General features: G+C 39.4%; 22 protein-coding genes. 13 read left to right on the plus strand and 9 right to left on the minus strand.

What is annotated here, in order from left to right:
- Positions 1-52: 52 nt before the first annotated feature.
- Both FK178_RS13925 and FK178_RS13930 read right to left on the minus strand, forming a co-directional pair.
- Positions 53-799 carry a uroporphyrinogen-III synthase gene (locus FK178_RS13925; RefSeq protein ID WP_146836528.1) on the minus strand — a complete coding sequence of 249 codons (747 nt, stop codon included), beginning with the start codon at positions 797-799 and terminating at the stop codon, positions 53-55.
- A gap of 18 nt (positions 800-817) precedes the next feature.
- The gene (locus FK178_RS13930; RefSeq protein WP_146836531.1) at positions 818-1,477 is read right to left on the minus strand and encodes a DUF4271 domain-containing protein; all 660 of its coding nucleotides are present in this window, start codon (positions 1,475-1,477) and stop codon (positions 818-820) included.
- Positions 1,478-1,579: 102 nt separating this feature from the next.
- On the opposite strand from FK178_RS13930, the gene FK178_RS13935 reads away from it, so the two are divergent.
- The 3 genes from FK178_RS13935 to FK178_RS13945 are packed head-to-tail and all read left to right on the plus strand — an operon-like array spanning position 1,580 to position 4,129.
- Complete coding sequence (locus FK178_RS13935) at positions 1,580-2,305, plus strand: polyprenol monophosphomannose synthase (RefSeq protein WP_146836534.1); 726 nt, start codon at positions 1,580-1,582, stop codon at positions 2,303-2,305.
- A 5-nt stretch (positions 2,306-2,310) separates the two neighbouring features.
- A complete protein-coding gene (locus FK178_RS13940) occupies positions 2,311-3,657 on the plus strand; it encodes a dihydroorotase (protein WP_146836537.1) in 1,347 nt (448 codons plus the stop codon).
- A gap of 1 nt (position 3,658) precedes the next feature.
- Entirely contained in the window at positions 3,659-4,129 is a 471-nt protein-coding gene (locus FK178_RS13945) for a DUF4296 domain-containing protein (RefSeq protein WP_146836540.1), read from the plus strand.
- On the opposite strand, the gene FK178_RS13950 is transcribed toward FK178_RS13945, so the two are convergent.
- Entirely contained in the window at positions 4,123-5,148 is a 1,026-nt protein-coding gene (locus tag FK178_RS13950) for an NAD-dependent epimerase/dehydratase family protein (protein WP_146836543.1), read from the minus strand. The two genes, FK178_RS13945 and FK178_RS13950, sit on opposite strands and share 7 nt — an antisense overlap.
- A gap of 80 nt (positions 5,149-5,228) precedes the next feature.
- Between FK178_RS13950 and tyrS the strand changes: the two genes are divergently transcribed.
- Positions 5,229-6,524 carry a tyrosine--tRNA ligase gene (gene tyrS, locus FK178_RS13955; RefSeq protein WP_146836546.1) on the plus strand — a complete coding sequence of 432 codons (1,296 nt, stop codon included), beginning with the start codon at positions 5,229-5,231 and terminating at the stop codon, positions 6,522-6,524.
- A 521-nt stretch (positions 6,525-7,045) separates the two neighbouring features.
- Here tyrS and FK178_RS13960 read toward each other — a convergent pair.
- The 4 genes from FK178_RS13960 to FK178_RS13975 form a co-directional block, all read right to left on the minus strand.
- A complete protein-coding gene (locus tag FK178_RS13960) occupies positions 7,046-8,023 on the minus strand; it encodes a LuxE/PaaK family acyltransferase (RefSeq protein WP_146836549.1) in 978 nt (325 codons plus the stop codon).
- 84 nt (positions 8,024-8,107) lie between these two features.
- Complete coding sequence (locus FK178_RS13965; RefSeq protein ID WP_146836552.1) at positions 8,108-8,446, minus strand: T9SS type A sorting domain-containing protein; 339 nt, start codon at positions 8,444-8,446, stop codon at positions 8,108-8,110.
- Between the two features lie 165 nt (positions 8,447-8,611).
- The gene (locus FK178_RS13970; protein ID WP_146836555.1) at positions 8,612-9,781 is read right to left on the minus strand and encodes a hypothetical protein; all 1,170 of its coding nucleotides are present in this window, start codon (positions 9,779-9,781) and stop codon (positions 8,612-8,614) included.
- Positions 9,782-9,813: 32 nt separating this feature from the next.
- The gene (locus FK178_RS13975; protein WP_146836558.1) at positions 9,814-12,612 is read right to left on the minus strand and encodes a TonB-dependent receptor; all 2,799 of its coding nucleotides are present in this window, start codon (positions 12,610-12,612) and stop codon (positions 9,814-9,816) included.
- Positions 12,613-12,916: 304 nt separating this feature from the next.
- On the opposite strand from FK178_RS13975, the gene FK178_RS13980 reads away from it, so the two are divergent.
- Complete coding sequence (locus tag FK178_RS13980) at positions 12,917-13,600, plus strand: response regulator transcription factor (protein WP_146836561.1); 684 nt, start codon at positions 12,917-12,919, stop codon at positions 13,598-13,600.
- Complete coding sequence (locus tag FK178_RS13985; RefSeq protein ID WP_146836564.1) at positions 13,600-14,676, plus strand: sensor histidine kinase; 1,077 nt, start codon at positions 13,600-13,602, stop codon at positions 14,674-14,676. The genes FK178_RS13980 and FK178_RS13985 overlap by 1 nt, the downstream gene beginning before the upstream one ends.
- Here FK178_RS13985 and FK178_RS13990 read toward each other — a convergent pair.
- Positions 14,614-15,672: a glycosyltransferase gene (locus tag FK178_RS13990; protein ID WP_146836567.1), complete on the minus strand. Its 1,059-nt coding sequence runs from the start codon at positions 15,670-15,672 to the stop codon at positions 14,614-14,616. The genes FK178_RS13985 and FK178_RS13990 overlap by 63 nt on opposite strands.
- A 108-nt stretch (positions 15,673-15,780) precedes the next feature.
- Here FK178_RS13990 and trmB point away from each other — a divergent pair, with 108 nt between their 5' ends.
- The 7 genes from trmB to FK178_RS14025 all read left to right on the plus strand — a co-directional run bounded on the left by trmB (position 15,781) and on the right by FK178_RS14025 (position 20,517).
- A complete protein-coding gene (gene trmB / locus FK178_RS13995) occupies positions 15,781-16,455 on the plus strand; it encodes a tRNA (guanosine(46)-N7)-methyltransferase TrmB (protein WP_146836570.1) in 675 nt (224 codons plus the stop codon).
- 4 nt (positions 16,456-16,459) lie between these two features.
- Positions 16,460-17,083, plus strand: a complete 624-nt coding sequence (locus tag FK178_RS14000; protein ID WP_146836573.1) for a LysE family translocator — start codon at positions 16,460-16,462, stop codon at positions 17,081-17,083.
- A 1-nt stretch (position 17,084) separates the two neighbouring features.
- Complete coding sequence (locus FK178_RS14005; protein ID WP_146836576.1) at positions 17,085-17,414, plus strand: MGMT family protein; 330 nt, start codon at positions 17,085-17,087, stop codon at positions 17,412-17,414.
- Between the two features lie 240 nt (positions 17,415-17,654).
- Positions 17,655-18,785 carry an Mrp/NBP35 family ATP-binding protein gene (locus FK178_RS14010; protein WP_146836578.1) on the plus strand — a complete coding sequence of 377 codons (1,131 nt, stop codon included), beginning with the start codon at positions 17,655-17,657 and terminating at the stop codon, positions 18,783-18,785.
- Positions 18,786-19,034 (plus strand): NifU family protein, encoded by a 249-nt coding sequence (locus FK178_RS14015; RefSeq protein WP_146836581.1) that lies wholly within the window; start codon positions 18,786-18,788, stop codon positions 19,032-19,034. It begins immediately after the preceding gene.
- Positions 19,035-19,064: 30 nt separating this feature from the next.
- Complete coding sequence (locus tag FK178_RS14020) at positions 19,065-20,126, plus strand: NAD(P)/FAD-dependent oxidoreductase (RefSeq protein ID WP_146836585.1); 1,062 nt, start codon at positions 19,065-19,067, stop codon at positions 20,124-20,126.
- A 55-nt stretch (positions 20,127-20,181) separates the two neighbouring features.
- On the plus strand, positions 20,182-20,517 hold the full coding sequence (locus tag FK178_RS14025; RefSeq protein WP_146836588.1) for a 2Fe-2S iron-sulfur cluster-binding protein: 336 nt from the start codon (positions 20,182-20,184) through the stop codon (positions 20,515-20,517).
- A 224-nt stretch (positions 20,518-20,741) separates the two neighbouring features.
- On the opposite strand, the gene FK178_RS14035 is transcribed toward FK178_RS14025, so the two are convergent.
- Positions 20,742-21,632, minus strand: a complete 891-nt coding sequence (locus FK178_RS14035) for a metallophosphoesterase family protein (RefSeq protein WP_146836591.1) — start codon at positions 21,630-21,632, stop codon at positions 20,742-20,744.
- Between the last annotated feature and the right edge of the window lie 16 nt (positions 21,633-21,648).

Consider the following 21,648-nt stretch of genomic DNA (forward strand, 5'->3'; position numbering starts at 1 on the left):
CGGTGACTTTTATGGAGTTACCGGCTTTTTTATTAATAATTGGGGAAGGTAATTATTTTTTATTGGCTTCTTTTATATAATTCTTAAGCGCCATGGTCATTGAAGGAGTATCTGGGGTAGGCGCCATAATATTTACAACCAGCCCATGTTCCTTCGCTGCTTTTACTGTGGTATTTCCAAAAACTGCGATCTTGGTTTCATTCTGCTCGAAATCAGGAAAATTCTCAAATAAGGATTTAATCCCGGTAGGGCTAAAAAATACAAGGATGTCATAATAAACATCACGTAAATGAGTAAGATCACTTACCACAGTGCGGTAAAAAATACCTTGTTTCCACTCAACCCCCAGTTTATTAAGTGTTTTGGGAACATCAGGTTTCAGCATATCTGAAGCCGGTAACAGGAACTTCTCATTTTTGTATTTCTTTATAAATGGGGAAAGTTCAGAAAAAGTCCTTTTCCCAACATAGATCTTCCGTTTACGGTAAACCACATATTTTTGAAGGTAATAGGCCACAGCTTCACTAAGGCAAAAATACTTAAGAGTATCTGGCACTTTATAGCGCATTTCCTCGGCAATTCTAAAAAAGTGATCTACAGAATTTCGGCTGGTAAGTATTACTGCAGTGTATTTTGTAAGGTCAATTTTTTGTTGTCTTACATCCTTGGATGAGACTCCTTCAACATGAATAAAAGGTATGAAATCAATTTTTACCCGTAGTTTTTCTTCAAGCTCAGAATAAGGAGAGTTATCTACTTTAGGCTCTGGTTGAGAAATTAAAATTGTTTTCACTTTCATATATAAAACGTTTAAAACTTACCTTGTTGTAATTAGCTTATACAAAATGACATAAGGGGTGATTTCAAGTGCGCAAAGGTACAAAATAAAATAGAACCAATTACGGGAGATGAGACCCTGATTTTTTTTGATAATCCTAAAAAGCGCAAAAATAATCCCTATGAAAATCCCTATTACCAGGGAGTAAATTATCCAGGCAGATTGGTGGGGGGCATATATAAGGAAAATGGTGAAAGGCAGCAGGATAAGACTTATCAAATTTCGGTAAGTGTGTTTAATGAACAGGTAATTATCTGCTGTTTCATCAATGTCAAAAACGTTAGCAATAATTTTTTCCACGGTAATTTTAAGCAGTATAAAAAAACTGTAAGCGGTAAAAATGCGTAAAAATAATACCTCGGTTTCGGTTTCACGGGGATTTAGAAAAAACCTGTATAACATAAATAAGAATAACGAAACGCTTAAAATATGGATTAACAACATTAACACATTGAAGCCGAAAAGAGCTTTGTGCTCCCTGTTCTTTATGACCAGGTATTTACCCGAGGAAAAAAGGGAAATAAAGTCTTCAAACCGTTGCTGAAATAATTTCCTGGAAATAACCAGCAATAAAAGAATGAGCACAATTATTATGGTCAACAAATCGTTCGAAGTGCTATATCTTTCTAAGGCTTCCAAATAAAAACTTTTTGCAAAGGTATAATTAATAGGGTTAAAACTTGAAAGTTATTTTGAAGTTGCTAAGCTCAAAAATAGTTACATTTGTTCAAAATTTAGGGCATGTCACATGGTATAATCATTATACCCACTTATAATGAAATTGAAAACATTGAGCGCCTGATCAGGAATGTTTTTTCCCTACAGCGGAAATTTCATATTTTAGTGGTAGATGATAATTCACCAGACCATACGGCAGCTAAAGTAAAAAAGTTGCAGTCAGAATTTTTTGGGGCATTATTTTTGGAAGAGCGGAGGGGGAAATTAGGCCTTGGTAGTGCCTACATACACGGGTTTAAATGGGCCCTTGCTCACGAGTATGAGTATGTATTTGAAATGGATGCCGATTTTTCTCATAATCCAAACGACCTTATAAGACTATATAATGCCTGTTCCAGGAAAGGAGCAGATGTTGCTATAGGCTCCCGGTATGCCACCGGTGTAAATGTGATCAACTGGCCAATGAGCAGGGTGTTATTATCCTGGCTGGCTTCAAAATATGTTCGTGTTATCACAGGAATGAATATTCATGATACCACAGCAGGTTTTATTTGCTATAAGCGAAAGGTGCTGGAAACATTAGATCTGGATAAAATACAGTTTGTAGGTTATGCGTTCCAGATCGAAATGAAATTCAAGGCGCACATATTAAATTTTAAAATTGTAGAAGTTCCTGTGATTTTTTCCGACAGAACGAAAGGAACTTCTAAAATGAGCAGTGGGATTATTTCTGAAGCTGTGTTTGGGGTAATAAATATGAAATTAAAGAGTCTTTTTAATAAGAGGTAGATATAATGATGAAGATTTTAATTAAGAATGCACGTATTGTTAACGAAGGAAGCATTATTGAGGGTGATGTTTTTATAGAAAATGGAATAATTGCTGAAATTGCTGATAGTATAAGTGCAAAATCTCCCGATGTAAATATAATTGACGCAGAAGGAAATTACTTATTGCCAGGCATCATTGATGACCAGGTTCACTTTCGCGAACCAGGTTTAACGCATAAAGAAACCATTGAAACAGGTTCAAAAGCTGCCATTGCAGGTGGAATAACTTCTTTTATAGAGATGCCCAACACGCAGCCGCAAACCACTACTCTAGAAAAACTTCAGGAGAAATTTGATATTGCTAAAAACTCATCATATGCCAATTACTCCTTTATGTTTGGGGGCACCAATGATAACCTGGAGGAAATATTAAAGGTTGATCCTAAAATAACCCCTGCTATTAAACTCTTTCTGGGATCTTCTACCGGTAATATGCTGGTTGATGACCCAAAAGTGCTGGAGCAGATTTTTACCAAATCTCCTTTGATGATCGCGGTTCACTGCGAAGATGAAGCGACAATAAAGAGAAATCTTGAGGAAAACATCGCCAAATATGGTGATGATATACCTATGGAACTTCACCCAAAAATAAGAAGTGAAGAGGCGTGTTATCTTTCTTCATCGCGGGCAGTGGCGCTGGCAAAGAAAACCGGTGCCAGATTGCATGTTTTTCATCTATCTACAGCCAAGGAACTATCCCTGTTTGATAACAAAAAGCCTTTAAAAGACAAAAAGATTACTGCCGAGGTTTGTGTGCACCACCTTTGGTTTAATGATTCAGATTACCAGAAAAAAGGAACCTTTATAAAATGGAACCCTGCTATCAAAACCAAAAAAGATCAGGAAGCATTATTGCAGGGATTAATAGACAATCATATTGATGTGATCGCTACAGATCATGCGCCACATACCAAGGAGGAAAAGAAGAATGTATATACCCAGGCTCCAAGTGGAGGGCCTTTGGTGCAACATGCATTACCGGCCATGCTTCAACTGTATCATCAGGAAAAAATAAGCCTGGAGAAGATAGTTGAAAAGATGTGTCATAACCCGGCCATTCTTTTTCAAATTGAAAAGCGCGGATTCATACGTGAAGGCTATAAGGCAGATCTTGTAATTGTAGACCTTAACTCTCCCTGGGCAGTTCAACCAAGCAATATTGTATATAAATGTGGCTGGTCACCATTTGACGGTGTAACCTTTAAATCCAGGGTTACCCACACTTTTGTAAATGGCCGCCTTGTTTATAAAAATTTCAAATTCCTGCCTTTTGCCCCGGGGGCGGAACAATTAACCTTTGACCGGAAATAGTATGAAGTTTGTTTGGGTTTTTGCTGCGGCTTTCCTGTTCTTTTCCTGCCAGAATATAGAAAAGGTGGAAAAGCCAAAGAACCTTATATCCGAACAAAAAATGGCTGAAGTCCTAACAGATCTTTCATTGCTCAATTCGGCAAAAAACTATAACCGGAGATTACTTGAAGAAACCGGATTAAAACCAGATGAATATCTTTATACCAAACATAACATAGACAGCGCGCAACTCTCACAAAGCACCAGGTATTATGCGAGCGATCAAAACCGCCTGGAAGCGATCTATAAAAACGTGAAGACCAATCTTGAAAAATTACAGCGCGAGCTTGCCGTAAAAAAAGAAAATGAAGAACGTCTAAAAGACACTTTACCGGATAGTAAAAAAGATTCTATAATTCAGGATTCTCTATTAGGAAAACCTCCACGCAGGGATAGCCTTATAATGGCCTCTCCGGAATACGACATTCAATAGGATTGGTTTTTATCGTTATTAAAAGCAATTACCGTTTCTGCGATCACCTCTTCAATGGGCTGGAACTTATATGAAAATTCATCCATTACTTTTTTGTTATTGTAATAGGAATGTTCAAACAGACTTGTGTTATCACGCCGGCTTATTTCTTTTTTTATACCAAACAAGGCTGAAGCTATAGATTGATACAACCAACCGGTGTATACCATCCAGGGTTTTAATTCTTTTTTAGGAGGTTCCTTCCCAAATTCTAAAGCGACTTTATCCAGCACCTCTTTAAAGCTCAAATTTTCTGCCACCACAATATATTGTTCATTTTGAACAAAAGATTCCATAGTGATCACAGCCAACTTTGCTACATCTTTTACGCCTACAAAACCTGTGGTTTTAGGAAAGTGATAATTGAGTCCTTTATATATTTTTGAAAATATCTGGCCGGTGCCTTTATCCCAGTATCCCGGGCCCAGAATTATTCCGGGATTAAGAATAACTACGGGAACCCCTTCCTGTGAGGCTCGCCATACTTCAATTTCAGCTCCGTGCTTGGAGATCGCATATTCGCTGTGATCTTTTTCCGGGTGCCATGTAAAATTCTCAGAAATGGCAGTTTCACCTATGCTCAATCCCATAGTTGCAATAGAGCTTATGTAGCATAATTTTTCTATACCTCCCGCTATACATAAATTAACAACATTGGCAGTTCCTTCAATGTTCGTTTTCCTAAGGGCTGCCGTGTCTTCCTTCCTAAAAGAAACCAGGGCAGCAGCATGGTAAACGCGTGAAATACCTTCAAAAGCCTCTGAAAGCGCCGGAATATCTGTAAGGGAAGCTTCTTTCCATTCTATTTGTTTGAAAAGGAATTCGACTTCTTCCGCAGGAATTGTATAAGAGAAAATTTTTCTTACCGCATTGAGGTCGCTGTTTTTACGGTAGGTAGCACGCACTTTTTTGCCTGCTACCAGAAGTTCAAGCAATAGATGCGACCCAACTAAACCCGTACCTCCGGTAACTAAAATCATAGGGTAAATATACTAATTCAGTTTAGGAAAAATGACAGGTATTGGTATCTTTACGCCGGTTTTAGAATAAAATTACACTCATGGTTAAAAATTTTGTTGAAGAGATTACCTGGCGCGGGATGTTACACGATGTGATGCCGGGCACAGAGGAACACCTGTTGGAAGAAATGCGTGCAGCTTACGTGGGAATTGATCCTACGGCAGACTCACTTCATATAGGCCACCTGGTGGGGGTAATGATGTTACGCCATTTTCAGTTATGTGGTCATAAACCCTATGCCCTGGTAGGTGGGGCAACCGGGATGATTGGAGACCCCTCGGGAAAATCTACAGAGCGAAATCTACTGGATGAAGAAACGCTAAGGCATAACCAGGAGGCACTTAAAAATCAACTTGCAAAATTTCTCGACTTTACCGGTAATACCGAAAATGCAGCTGTATTGGTTAATAATTATGACTGGATGAAGAATATTTCCTTCCTTGATTTTATAAGGGATACGGGAAAACATATTACGGTAAATTACATGATGTCCAAGGATTCAGTAAAGAAAAGACTTTCATCTGATGCGGCGGAAGGAATGTCTTTCACCGAATTTACTTATCAACTGGTGCAGGGGTATGACTTTCTCCACCTGTATAAAAATTTTAGCTGTACACTTCAAATGGGCGGAAGTGACCAGTGGGGAAATATCACCACGGGAACAGAGCTTATAAGAAGAATAGGAAACGGAAAAGGCTACGCTCTTACATGTCCCTTAATTACCAAAGCCGATGGCACCAAATTTGGAAAAACCGAAAGCGGAAATATCTGGCTGGATCCAAATCTAACATCCCCTTATAAATTTTACCAGTATTGGTTAAATACAAGCGATGAGGATGCCGAAAAATATATCAAGATCTTCACTTTCCTGAGCAGGGAAGAAATTGAAAGCCTGGTAAAAAACCATGTGCAGGAACCGCATTTAAGGCAACTTCAAAAAACGCTGGCAGAGGAAATTACCGTAATGGTTCATTCCCGGGAGGATTTGGAGAATGCGGTAAAAGCTTCAGAAGTATTATTTGGAAAGAGTACCGCAAGCGATCTAAAGAGTTTAAATGAGGCTACATTTTTAGATGTATTTGAAGGAGTTCCCCAGGCAGAAATTTCAAGAGAAGATATTGAAAATGGCCTGGATATGATCGCAGCCCTTGCAGCAAAAACCAACTTCCTGGCCTCCAATGCAGAAGCCAGAAGAGCCCTAAAGGAAAATGCAGTTGCTGTAAATAAGGAGAAGGTGGGTGAAGATTATTTGATAACACGGGAGGACCTTATTAATGATAAATATGTGATCCTGAACAAAGGAAAGCGTAACACCTATATTCTTAGAGTGGTATAAATTACAAAACCCCTATAAACGGGCGTTTAAAGGGGTTTGCAACTAACTAACCAATCTAATATGAAAAAACTTCATTTAGCTGTAAACAAAAACCTAACCAAAAATTATGTTTACATGATATTGGTCGGCACACTTTCCTTTCATTACAGCGCTAAATGTTAAATTTTAAACTCTTTTAATGAGCTTTCTGAAAGCCCCAGATTTGGATACATTCTTCCTCATTCATAACCTTAATTTTATCAATAGATAATTTTAATTTCAGGCAGTACACATTTTGAACCTATATATTTATTTAAAAATAGGTGCAACATGCCAATCACAAAAACATTTAGAATTATAAGTTTTTTGACATTCTTTGTTTCCTATGTTTGGGGAATGATTTTTCTTATTTATTCAGGAAGGCCAGATAGGCTTATTGGAATTTCCGTACTATGCGGTCTGTCATTAATTCTCTTTCTTTTCTCTCACTCTGATAGAATGAAATTTGGCAGCTACCGTAAAAATAACTTTTAAAAATCGTTTTAAATAACAAGAAGGTTACAACCTCTTATGTCGCTGTTGTCAAATCTGCCCAGAACTTCTGTTTTGTTATTTCCCAGGTTCTTTCCAAGGTCCTGGGTGGCAATAAATGCACAGGAATTTATGTTTGCCAGGTCTATTACATTTATGCCCCCGGTTTTCCCTTCAGGAAGATAGGTAAGAGCATCTTCCGGATCCCGAATGAGTAGTTTCATCCAGGGGGGAGTTTGAAACACGCCGTCGCCCATTGAATATGCCTGGGAGAGAAGTTCTGTCATTCCATATTCACTATGTATCTTTTCAACTCCAAATCCCTTTTTTAATATTTGATGCAACTCTTCCCGAATCATTTCACGGCGTCTACCCTTCATTCCACCGGTTTCCATAACAATCGTGTTCTTTAAATTGAAAGAATGTAATTCTATAAGGTCAAGCAGGGCAAAGGAAACCCCAATAAGCAAAACTTTTCGAGCTTGCTTTTCCAGATTTTCGAGGGTCTCTTTCAGCTTTTTAAGATCATTTAAATAAAAGCCGCTTTCCGGTTGCCTGCTTTTTTCAATTAAATGCTGGGCCATATAAATAAGAGATGATCCATCTCTTTCAAGGTAGGAGGGGAGCAGTGCGAGAATTACCATTTTGGCGGGATCACCGTAAAATTGTTTAAAAGCCAGCTCAAAACTACGCTCATATAGGGTAAGATCACTCACATGATGTTTACTGGTGAGAGATCCTGTGGTGCCACTACTGGAAAAAGTTATTTCGGCTTTTTTCCCGGATGCAATTACAGTGTGGGTCTTGAAAAATTCAATAGGTAAAAAAGGAATTGCTTCAAGCCGGGAAACTTCCCGAGGGTTAGTTTTAAGCAGGTCACAGAATTTACGGTAAACCGGAATATGCTCATATTGATACCTGAAAATTTCAAGACTTAGCTTTTCAAATTCCTGAGGTGAAGAAATAGAAAAAATTTCATCGTAATTCATGCAACCGGGCTTTCAGGCAACAAATTTAGAAATAAAAAAAGCTTCTAATTTTAGAAGCTTTCTCTCTTTTATAATAAAGTGGGATTATTTTACCACAAGCTTTCTTGTAGCCTGGGTATTTCCTTCCCTTATTTTTACGATATAAATTCCGGGAGTAAGTTCTGAAACATCCAATTCTTTTCCAATTAACCTTGCAGAAAGCACCATTTTGCCAAGAACATTGTAGATCTCGACTTCTTTTGGCTGATTTTTATCAGAGGCTATGAATACTTTACTTCCTGTTACCGGGTTAGGGTAAATGGAAAGTCCCGTGATTGGTTTTTCCGGCGTATAAGCAGGAAACCCTGTGCTTTGCGCTGCTACCACATTGGAAAACAGCAGAAAACAAACCAATAAAAAACTTAAAATGTATTTTTGTTTCATTCTTCCTGGATATGGTCATTACAAACTTACATAAAATATTTCAAAAATAGTACCAAAAGATTCGGGCTATAGCGTTAAATATTAATCAACTAGCAAAAATTAAAAAAGGGTAGCCTCTCTAAAGACCACCCTTTCAGGAAATTGGTGTTTCTAATTTCTTTGTTTTTATTGTTCAAGTCCGCCTTTTACATCAAAGTTGCTCCAACCACTAAACTGTGAAAGATTCGCTCCCACTGCATTTGGATTTGCACTTACCAATTTGGTGCTTACATCACTTCCATCTACATTATTCACAATAAGGTTTTGGTTGTAATCAAAGTTAACATTTGTCATTTTAAGCTCCCCATTATTTACTTCCTGTAATTGGTTATTCAAAAAAATAATAGTTTCATAATTATAAACCACAAGATTGTCAAAATTACCGGCTGTTCCCTGTTTAAGGTCAAATGCAGCTTTGCCTGCCCGGTTATGCCCCCGTGCGGTAACATTCTTTACTATGGCATTTGCCCGTGGAGAAGCATTATTTTCACCACTACGGTTGGCCAGTTCAAAAGCGAAATCGCCTACATTGTCATATTGGTAAATTACAATATTGTCAAGGGTTCCTCTGTATCCTTCATCCCAATCTATAGAATCATCTTCCATTCCAACTGCCGATAAATTTTTTGCATTTACGCTACCTCCGTAAAATTCAAAACCGTCATCTGCTCCCTCAAAAGCCTCAAGGTTTTCCAAAACTGTTCCGCTCCCTACTGCAAAGAAGGAGAAAGCATTGAATTCAAATTGCCCGTCTGAGGAAGCCTGACCTGCATATTCAACCCTTACGTATTTAAGGCTACCAGAGTTGTCCTGATCATTGGTGCCACCGTATGGTAACTGTCCTGCTTCTGAAATTGAAGTTCCTCCGGGGGCATTCATTCGGGCTCTTCCGTGAATTCCTATACCACCCCAGTCACCGTCACCGCCTGAAGCATTTTTATTCTGTGAGGTGAATACAATAGGTTGGGCCGCGGTTCCCTCAGCAATAAGTTTACCTCCCTGCTCAACAAATAACAAGTTTACTCCTGCAGCCTGGTCGGCAGCGGTTACGGTAATCGTGGTTCCTTTTTCGATAGTTAATGTAGCCCCGTTCTTTACGCTCACTGCACCTTTTAAGGTATAGTTTCCGGTCTTTACTAAAAGGTCTTTCGTGATGTCGCCTTGTAAAACACTCCCTTGCAAAACACCGTCATTTCCTTCAACCGGCGTTACAGGATCCAGATCGTCGCCGCTGCAGGAAGTAAATCCTGTTACCAGCGCCAGGACTAAAATTGTTTTTAAAAATTGATTTTTCATGATTTTCAGTTTAATGGTTGATTATTAAAAAATTAAAATTTATAGGTTAGGTTTGCTCCAAAGGTGGTTCCCAGATCAAAGTTTTCTATCACATTGCTAAAGGCATCTGGAAAACGAATCTCCTGTGTTGGGTCCTGCGTGAACAAAGTGCGTTCATTTAAAATATTTCGTGCAGTTAGGCGTATTTCCCAGTTCTTATTAAGTACGGTATTCCAGGAAAGGTCCAGCTGGTTTATGGGTTTTTCATAGATCTCATCTGCCCCTTCAACCCCAACGGCATAAATGCGTTTGGAGAATGTATTAAAGATGAGGTTGATGTTGGATTCTGCATCATTCATCTTATAAACCCTGTATCCCAGATCTGCATTTAGACCCCAATTGGAAGCTCCCTGCAGTTGCCTGTTTTTATTTGTTACTGAAGAAAATTTTGGGTCTCCTTCATTTGCATTTGCATTAGAGCTCATAAGGATTCCATTAAATCCAAGGCTTATCTTTTCCAGTGCTTCCTTTTTTAAAATATTACCCAGATTCATTTTGGCTTCCAGCTCCACACCATATAAGAATGCTTCATCAAAATTGTCAAAATAGGTTCTGTACCCTACAGATGTAGCTCTTGCCAATCGTTCGATGGGGTTTTCAAGGTATTTTCCGAAGACAGTAAATGCAAAAAGCTGTGAATTGTCTGGAAAAATCTCATATTTAAGATCCATATTATAATTGCGGGAATTCAAAAGTTCAGGATTACCAATTATCTGGTTACCATCGCCATCCTGATAAACGGTGGGGAGTATTTCCCGTAATCTTGGACGGGTGGTAGTAACAGATCCGGCTAATCTTAAATTGGAACTTTCGGTTAAATTGTATTTAATATTTAGGGAAGGACTAATATCCAGGGGATCATACTTTAATTTGCTAAAGGGGGTTTCCGGCCTGTCCAGGGGTTTTCGGTAAGTAATCTCGCGGGGGGCAAATTCTGCTCTTACACCCACATCTACCAGCAATCTTTCCCATTGATGATTAAAATGAAGGTATCCGGCATTGATAAATTGGGTGATCTTACTTGTTGCAGTTGGGTCAAAGGTGCTGCTGTAATTTAAAAACCCTTCATTAAAACCCTGCCTGAAGAAACTTTCGGGATCATTGGTGTTCAATGCCGGAAGGTTTATACCGTTTGCCTGTGCTGTAATTGAGCGGGTTACAAAATTATATTCTATGGCATCGAAATTATACCCAATTTTAATTTTTGAATCAAATCCTGCTTCATCATTGGCATTGAAACCAAGTTCATATTCTATACGGGAATTAAAGTTTATATTTTCCAAAGTTTGGTAAAACCTGAAAGGATTTATCCCGTTTGTGGTAATATATTCTGCATTTTCACCCACTCCTGCTGCACGCAGCACCCGGCGGTTCGGCACATTATTATTCCCAATGCTGCCCGAAGTCCCAAAATGGATCTGGTGCTTTTTTTCTGCCCAGGAATAATCTCCCAGCAACTGCAGGGAAAGAAGATCATTTTCTGTGTATTTTGTGTCTCTTATAAAGAAATCCCTGTTATTCAACTGCGTGAATCCGTCATTTCGTCCCGCTGCTTCCCTTATAAAATTGGAAGTATTTTGAAGGAATATGGTATTAAAGGTTAGGTCAAGCTTATTGAACTTGTTATAATTTAAAGAGAACAGGGCCGATTTCTGTGTGGAAAAGTCAAAGGTCACCGTCCTGAAATCCTGCCCGGCAGAGCCTTCAGAATTTAATGTTCGTTCTACTCCATTTCGGGTTTGATAGGAGTTACGGTAATTAATACCAAGAAAATAGCCCATGTTTGCTTTTTCATTGCTGAAAATTCTTTGGCCATGGGTAAATCCAAATTGTAAGTCTATTGGAGCCTTACTGGTAGAAGGAGTCCAGGAGGCATCAAACAAACTGGCCGATTCCCGGGGAGATGCGGTAAAACCTAATTGGCCTTGCTGAATAATGGAGGGAAGGGCTCGCCCGCCTCCGGTATACCCAAGGAATTCCAGGTCTCCGCTATTATCCCTTTTAAAATCTTTAAACCTGGAATTGGTGTTGTAATTCATTCCTATATTCACGGTGGTAACCGAATTTGCCGGAGAAGATTTGGTGTTCACCGCAAAGGAAGCTCCCGCAAAATCCTGATAAAGGGAAGGATTGAAAGTTTTGAAAACATCTACAGAGCTTACAATGTTGGTAGAAATATAACCAAGGGGTATGATCTTGAAATCGGGATCTGATGAAGCTATGGGCAGGCCATTTACCATAAGAAAGTTATACCTGTCATCCAGGCCCCTTACAAAGATTCCCCGGTCCTGTACGGTGGTAATTCCGGACACCTTTGATAATCCCTGTTCAACGGTACTCACTGCCTTCCGGGCAAGTTCCTCCGCTCCTATAGACTGCATGATAGATATTGCTTTCTTCTGCTCCAGTAATAGGGCGACTTCAGAATCCCTCCGGGAAACTGTAGAAATAATCACTTCATCCAGGGCCGCAGCGCTGGACCCGAGTTCCGCATTGATCTCTGTAACTTTTCCTGCTATTACATTTACATTTGGAATCTCCAGGGTTTCATACCCTATAAAACTAAGGTTAAGCGTATAGGTGCCGGGTTTCAGGTTTTCCAGGACAAAAAGGCCATCATAGTCAGACATGGTACCTACAGAAGTTCCTTTAATAATTATGTTAGCAAAAGGAAGCGGTTCACTGTTCATTTCCTTATCTGTTAATTTTCCACCTATGGAACCTAAATTCTCATCCTGTGCAAATAAAAAACTGTGAAATAAAAGTGCTGCTGTCAGAAATATTTGTTTCATTCTTTGTTTAAATTCTATGCAGCAAATTAACGGGCTATATCCCGCCTCCAGCTTATCTAAACTTTACCTTTAGGTTAATGTGGGCTCTATTAATGTTATTTTTAGGTTTAGAAAAACAGGCTTTTGGGAAGGGACTTAATTCGAAAAAATCATATATTTCCTTTATAAACAATGCCCTTGCGGCATTCACGGGAAAAGTTAAGTACCTGTATGTTACTTAAGTGTTAAGCCAGATGGTGGTGCCCCATAGGCATTTACGCAATTATTATCTTTACTTTTGTATTAGATAGTTTATATAAGTTCTATGAAGAAGAAAGACATTCTAATCCTGTTGGTAGACGATGAGCCGGATATCCTTGAAATTGTTGGATACAATCTCTCTGCGGAAGGTTACCGGGTAATTACTGCTGAAAATGGTGCCCAGGCAGTAGCATTGGCTAAAAAGAAAAAGCCACAACTTATTATCCTGGATGTTATGATGCCTGAAATGGATGGTATTGAAGCCTGTGAGCAAATAAGGAAAATACCAGAATTAAGCGAAACCGTGATTACTTTTTTAACCGCTCGTGGGGAAGATTATTCACAAATGGCAGGTTTTGATGCCGGGGCCGATGATTATATAACCAAACCCATAAAACCAAAGGTTCTGGTAAGTAAAGTAAAGGCACTGCTGCGTCGCTTCAAAGATAATGGAGAAGCCACCAATATAGTCACGGTGGGAGATTTGGTTATTAATCGTGATGAGTATAAAATAATTAAGGATGAGCAGGAAATCATTCTTCCAAGGAAAGAATTCGAGTTGCTTTCATTGCTGGCGTCAATCCCGGGAAAAGTATTTAAAAGAGAAGAGATCCTGGACAGGGTTTGGGGTAATGAGGTGGTTGTTGGCGGAAGAACAATAGATGTGCACATTAGAAAACTGCGTGAAAAAATTGGAGATGATAGCTTTAAAACGGTAAAAGGTGTTGGATATAAGTTCGTTCTTTAATGTCAAATTTTAAAAGATCATATAAGTTTGCTTTAAAAACATCGCTTTTTATTACCATTTTTCTTACGCTCCTGGTGAGCGTTTTTTTATTTTTTAGTTTTGAATTTAAACTGATTCCTGTTCTGGTTTTTGGAGCTGCTTGTTTTCTCTTTTCTTTTTTCATAATCCAGTATCGGGTAGAGCATTTTATCTATAAACGCGTAAAGAAGATCTATGACAATGTAACTCTTCTTGATTCCAGCACACTACAGCCCAGCCAGATAACAACAGATATGGCCACGCTTACACGGGAAGTTGAAAAATTTGCCGAGGATAAAAAACTGGAAATTGAAACCCTGAAAGTAAGGGAAACCTACAGGAAGGAATTTATGGGAAATGTCTCCCATGAGCTTAAAACACCACTCTTTACCGTACAGGGTTATATCCTTACTCTTTTAGATGGCGCGATGAAGGATAAAGCGGTGCGAAAAAAATACCTTCAAAGAGCAGCCCGGGGGGTAGAACGTTTAATTTATATTGTAAAAGATTTGGATATGATCACCAAGCTGGAAGCAGGGGATCTTCATCTTAATCGGGAAAATTTCAATATTATTGAGGTAGTTCAAAATTCCTTCGACCTGCTGGAAATGAAAGCCGCCAAAAAGGATATTACCCTAACTTTTGATCTGGAATACCCACAGCCAATATGGGTGTATGGAGATAGAGAGCGAATTCAACAGGTCATTACCAATCTAGTAGTGAATTCCATAAAATATGGAAAAAAGGGAGGCACTACCGAAATTAGTATAGAAAACCTTATCAAAAATAAGGTAATAGTTAGGGTTACAGATAATGGAGAAGGGATTGAAAAAGTAAATATCCCCAGATTGTTCGAGCGGTTCTACCGGGTAGATAAGAGCGGTTCCCGTAAGGAAGGGGGATCTGGCCTGGGCCTTTCAATTGTAAAACATATTATAGAGGCGCATTCAGAAAAGATATATGTAGAGAGTGTTTACGGGGTAGGAAGTGAATTCTCATTCACCCTGGAAAAGAGTAAAAATACCTCCAAGCCCCCGGGTAAACTTAAAACTGCCTAGGTTTTTAAAGTACTGCATGCCATCCAGCTTTTTTATATCAAAATCCTTTTGTTTGCAAAAATCTGCGACTCCCTCACTTTTCATCCTTTTCGCCAGATATAGTTGTTCCGGTTGACCCGGGGTAGGAATAAAAAAAACTTTCTTTTCAAGTTTTGCAAGGTCCATAAGGCTGGTGTATCCGGAGCGGGAAATTACAAGGGCGCTGCTGTTGAGAGCTTTTTGTAATTCTTTTGTAGTTAAAAAGTTTACCCTGGTAATATTTCCCCGTACCTCCCGGGTTGATCTCTCTTCTACCACACCTCTTATAATAAGCACCCGGAGATCCAATTTCTTTAACTCTTTTTCCATGATAGCTTCAAGCATCCCGCGTTGAGGTTCAGGGCCGGAAAGTAAAACCGTAATGTCATAAAGTTGGTCTAACACTTCTTTTTCAAACCGGCTTAAAACTCCCAAATATTTTACGGGAAAGGAAACCTCTTTTGCATGCCCCATAGAGCCGCTCAAATTCGGTTTTTTTGCATTATCCGGGACCCAGCATTTATCGAATTTTTTAATATACCGCTGCTGCATATAAGTGCTTAGGGAGGTAGTAATACCTGAAAAAACCTTGATTTGATGGGTTATAAATGCGGAAGGTACATTGCCGGACCTCACACCCCATCGGTTATCTGAAATTATCCCGGCCAGGTTTTGAGATTTTACAAGCTGGTGAGTTATTTCCTTTTCCTCTTTAATACATTGCAGGATATGGGGTGTTTGTTGAAGAAGTTTTAAACCGAAGAAAGCAGGATTTTTAGAATACCTAATATTATAAGCTGGAAGTTGGTGCCATTCCAGATAAGGAAATTCCTTTCTCAGCAATTCCAGCGCAGCACCATCGGAAGCTAAAACCGGTTCAAAATTTTCCTCTAAAAGGGCATATATAACCGGGATGCATCTGGTGGCATGGCCAAGTCCCCAGTTTAGTGGCGCTACTAAGATCCTTTTTTTGGGCATTCTCAAATATAAGGATTAGAGGCAGTAACTATCTTCATAACTATCAAAACCAAGCTTTTTTGTAAGGTGTGGCCTATTTTAATTAATTTTACCAAAATTTAATAAGCAGTGGGTAGTAAGAATAAATTGAGAAGATTTAGGGAGAATGAGGGGTTTTCTAATGTAGTGCAGCCTTCAAGGGAGGAACTTACAGATCAGGAATACCCGTTAAAAGGGAGCTGGGGCAAGGATTTTTTCAAAAATGAAAAACCAATTGTCCTGGAACTTGGTTGTGGAAAAGGTGAATATAGTGTGGCCCTGGCGCAGGCAAATCCAGATAAGAATTTTATAGGAATTGATATAAAAGGAGCCAGATTCTGGAGGGGAGCAAAGACCGCATTGGAGGAGGGACTTGGTAATGTTGGATTTATAAGGACTCAGATAGAACTAATAGACCGGCTTTTTGAAGATGGGGAAGTGGAAGAGATCTGGATCACTTTTCCAGATCCTCAAATAAAATATAAGCGCACTAAACATAGATTAACCAATGCCGAATTTCTTCAGAAATATAAAAAAATCCTAAAACCGGAGGGAGTAGTTAATTTAAAAACCGATAGTGAATTTATGCACGGTTATACCCTAGGCTTGCTACACGGTGAAGGTCACGAGGTTTTACATGCCAACCATAACGTGTATAAAAACGAATATTCTCCAAAAGAAGTCACAGGTATACAAACTTTCTATGAAAAACAGTACCTTGAACAAGGAAAACCCATTACCTATATCCAGTTTAAGATAAAATAGTATTTTGGAGGAAACAAAACTTTTCCTTATTACCTACTTTGCTGCTCTTTTGGGAGTAATTCCCCCGGGTCTGGTAAATATGACCGTGGCCAAAACCTGTGTAGATCACGGTAAAAAGAACGGTTTATATGTGGCCATAGGCGCATCAATTGTGGTGCTGTTCCAGGCTTTGGTGGCGGTTTTACTGGCAAAATATATTTTCGACCACCCTTTTATTCGAAATATACTTCTAAGAACCGGCCTGGTAATATTTCTCCTTCTGGCCATATTTTTTTATGTAAAAGCCCGAAGAGATCCTCATATTGAAACACATTCCAAAACTCCTGTAAACAGGAGCATTTTTAAAGGAATGTTCATCGCCATGCTTAATGTTTTTCCCATCCCGTATTTCGTTGCGGTGGGAGCAGCGATAAATGTGGGAGGAGATCTTTCTTATGACTGGACCCTGATAATTACATTTATTCTTGCGGCATCACTGGGTACTTTTACCACCCTTTATTTTTATGTGTTGTCCTTTATTAAAATTGAAGATAAAACCGAGATGTTCTCCAAATATTCCAATTACTTCATGGCAGCCCTAATGTTTATTTTGGTTATAATCACAGTCATTCGTATTTTCTATTTTTAGAATGAATAAAGAAAACAGCTTTTTTGACAGGGTATACGAGGTGGTTAAACTGGTGCCATACGGGCGGGTAACTTCGTATGGAGCAATTGCCCGTTATCTGGGATCTGCCGGAAGTTCCAGGATGGTAGGTTGGGCACTTAATAATTCTCATAAACTGGAGGATATCCCAGCCCAACGGGTGGTGAACAGAATGGGCATGCTTACCGGAAAACACCATTTTGGTGGAACCAATGCTATGCAGCAAATGCTTGAAAGTGAAGGGGTAAAGGTCAAAGATAATCAGGTAGTAAACTTTGATAAATTATACTGGGACCCTGCCCTTGAACTTTAAAAACTCCTTCCTCAAATTCCTGGTTTTCGTTTGATAGATCTCCCCTATATAAGCATTGATCAATTATTAATAAATACTTCATTTTCTTAGGTTTTACACCTATATTTGCATTTTAGAATCAATCTACATAAGGGGTTGAGATTTAAAGCGAATCCAGCGTATTAGCGGTAAAGATCTTTCTACCCAGTTGAAAACTATATTACAGGTTAGATTAATTCTGCTACAGATAAAATAATATCGATGAAATTAAACAGAAAAGATATTCTCAGGGCCCTTGAAACTATTTCGGTTTCAGGGGAAGGGAAAAATATGGTTGAAAGCGGTGCCGTTCAAAATGTGATGACCTTTGGTGATGAGGTAGTGGTAGATCTTGTTTTAACTACTCCCGCCCTGCATATTAAAAAACGCGCTGAGGTAGATATTCTTAGCGTGATCCATAAGGAGGTTTATGAAAAAGCCAAAGTTAAGGTAAATATCAAGGTTGAAAGCCCCGAAAAAACTACCATTAAAGGAAAAGCTATTCCCGGCATAAGCAACATTATTGCTGTAGCATCAGGGAAAGGAGGCGTTGGAAAATCTACAATTACAGCCAATCTGGCTGTTAGCCTTGCCAAAATGGGATTTAGAGTAGGTTTGCTTGATGCAGATATTTACGGGCCATCCATGCCTATGATGTTTGATGTGGAGGCTGAAAAACCATTGTCTGTAAATGTTGATGGTAAATCAAAAATGAAACCTGTAGAAAACTACGGGGTGAAGATTTTGTCTATTGGGTTTTTTACTCAACCAAATCAGGCAGTAGTATGGAGAGGACCTATGGCAGCAAAAGCATTGAACCAGATGATCTTTGATGCAGCCTGGGGCGAGCTGGATTTCATGTTAATAGACCTTCCTCCCGGAACAGGTGACATCCATCTTTCTATCATGCAATCTTTACCTATAACGGGATCTGTAATAGTGAGTACACCACAAAATGTAGCCCTTGCCGATGCTAAAAAAGGGGTTGCAATGTTTCAGCAGGAAAGCATCAATGTGCCGGTATTGGGAATAATTGAGAATATGGCATATTTCACGCCTGCGGAATTACCTGAAAATAAATACTATATCTTCGGAAAACACGGAGCTAAAAATCTCGCTGACGATCTTGGAATTCCGTTTCTGGGAGAACTTCCATTGGTGCAAAGCATCAGGGAGGCAGGAGATATAGGAAGGCCTGCAGCATTGCAGGTTGCCACTCCACTTGAAGCTGCTTTTGAAAAGATCACTCAAAATGTAGTTCAGGAAACTGTAAATAGAAACACAAGTCTGCCTCCAACTGAAGCCATAAAGATCACAACCATGGCAGGATGCAGTGCGGTTAAAAAGAAATAAATGACATCTGAAGAAATTAGGTTAAATGTGGAAAGGGCCCTAACAGAGATACGTCCTTTTTTACAAAGAGATGGGGGAGATATTTCCCTGGTCTCTATTGAAGATGACCGTTTGGTAAAGGTTCAGCTACTGGGTGCCTGTGTGGGCTGCCATGTGAATACCATGACCCTGAAATCTGGTGTTGAAATGACCATTAAGAGATATGTACCACAAATTGAAGAGGTGGTAAATGTTGAAAAGGGAAAATAGTTCGTATCTCCCAAATACAAAGTTAAAAGAATGATCAAAACAGATATTTTAATAATCGGCGCGGGACCTACAGGTTTATTCGCCGTTTTTGAAGCCGGTTTGTTAAAACTAAAATGCCACTTGATAGATGCTCTGCCACAACCCGGAGGCCAGTGTTCTGAGATCTATCCTAAAAAACCTATATATGATATTCCGGGTTTTCCTGAAGTTCTGGCAGGAGATCTTGTAACTAATCTCATGGAGCAAATAAAGCCCTTTGACCCCGGTTTCACACTTGGAGATAGAGCCGAAACTCTTGAGAAGCAGGATGACGGTAGTTTTATTGTAACTACCTCAAGAGGGGTTAAACATTATGCACCTGTCGTGGTAATTGCCGGCGGCCTGGGAAGTTTTGAACCAAGAAAACCACCTATACCCGTAATTTCCAATTATGAGGATAAGGGTGTGGCTTATATAATTCGTGACCCGGAAGTTTATCGTGATAAAACAGTAGTCATAGCGGGTGGGGGAGATTCTGCCCTGGATTGGTCTATTTTCCTTTCAGGAGTAGCCAGGGAAGTTTCACTGGTGCACCGCAGGAACGATTTCCGGGGTGCTTTGGATTCCGTAGAAAAAGTAGAAGAACTATCTAAAATAGGAAAGATCAATCTTATTACCGGGGCAGAAGTAGTAGATCTTAAAGGTGAAGATCACCTGGAGGCCGTTGTTATAAGACATAGTGGTGAAGCTTCTCATGAAGAGGTTAAGACTGTAGATCATTTTATTCCGCTTTTTGGTCTTTCTCCAAAACTTGGACCTATTGGTGACTGGGGTCTGGAAATTGAAAAAAACGCCATTAAGGTTGATAATTCCTATGATTATCAAACCAATATCCCGGGGGTTTATGCTATTGGAGATGTAAACACCTATCCAGGTAAGTTAAAGTTGATATTATGTGGTTTCCACGAAGCGGCCATAATGTGTCAGAGTGCCTATCAACGCATATTTCCCGAAAAGAGGTATGTAATGAAATATACCACCGTAAGCGGAATTGACGGTTTTGACGGGTCCAGGAAGGAAGCCAAAAGAGAAGTTGTAAAAAGCATTAATTAATAATAAACCTTACAGGAGTTGACAACCTGTGAGGTTTTGATTACCCCCAAATCATATGTCTGATATTAAGATCACCATTATTGACCGGGAAGGGGAAGCACACCTAGTAGATGCTCCTACAGATATGAATATGAATCTCATGGAGGTGATTCGCGCTCACGAGCTTGCACCTGAAGGGACTTTGGGGATTTGTGGCGGAATGGCCATGTGTGCCTCCTGCCAGTGTTATATGCTGAGTCATGATCATTTGCTTCCTGAAAAGAAATATGAAGAGGAAGATATGCTGGACCAGGCATTTTTTGTTCAGGAAAACAGCAGGCTTAGTTGCCAGATCTTCATAAATAAGGAACTGGAAGGCCTAGAAGTTAAGATTGCCCCGGAAGCTACCTAACACCGGTGCTCTATCTGCATAAATTTAAGCTAATGATGATGGGAGGAGAAATCAAAATATGCAATGTTCTTATCTTTTACTCAAAAAAGTCAAAGGACTATCTTCTATTGGATGGGGTGGTTTCCAAGGAGTCCAAAGCCCTTAAAAGTGAGTGCTGTGAAAAATATAAAAAGGGCAAACGCTGTAAGCGATGCCCTTGTTTTGACCTGTTATAATTAGTAGTATTATTGGTAGGATATTAGTTTTTGAGGTCCAGCCAAAATTACCCTTATGGCTTTTAGATACCCTTCTTCTGTAGTTGCAATTTCCCATTTGACCAGCGAAATTTCCCCGTTTTCTATTTCAAGACCGGTTATAGCGCGGGGGTGAACACAACTACCGTCGTTAAAGTAAGGTATTTGGCCGGGACTTGGGAATCTTGGCCTATGTGTATGACCGGTTATGGTAAAGCGGTTATTGTTAGAAATTATCCACTTTTTCGTACGCCTCTCTACTTTGTTTAATTCTATATTATTCCTTGCGGGACTTGTTGGGTCCCCAATGCCGAATATTTGAAGCTGCCGCCATAAAACCCTCACCATAAACCTATCAACTTTCCACAAATAATAGGATAATCCATCGGCCTGGTGACCGTGTACCATAAATAATTCCTGCTTTGTTTCCTCATGCGTCAATACCAGGGCTTCAGGAAAGGTGATTCCCGGGAAGAGGGGCTTTTCTTCTTCCGTTGCCGTATCTATATAGGAATACAGATGTTTTTCAACGTAATCCTGATTGGCATATACCATATCGTGATTACCCAGGATGCGGTGAAGTCTCCCTTCAGAATAAAATAATTTTAGAAGCTGGTACACATTTTTATGCGCTTCAAAAATAGATTCAAAAGTGAGGTTTTCCCATAATTCATCTCCATCACCTAATTCACAGTAAGTAAAACCGTGTTTGTAATAATGCCTTAGGGCATGAAAATAGCTGTTCTTATTTTTCGCAAAATCATCGGCGAAGCTATTATTACCCCTATGGCAGTCACTGAATATTATAAATTTGGAGCTATCGTTAAAAGATATACGCCTGGCATTGTTATACGCTTTGGTAAATCTTTTTGCTGAAGGCATTATTTATGGAATTGCA

Source organism: Antarcticibacterium arcticum (assembly GCF_007993795.1).
GTDB classification, from domain to species: Bacteria; Bacteroidota; Bacteroidia; order Flavobacteriales; family Flavobacteriaceae; genus Gillisia; species Gillisia arctica.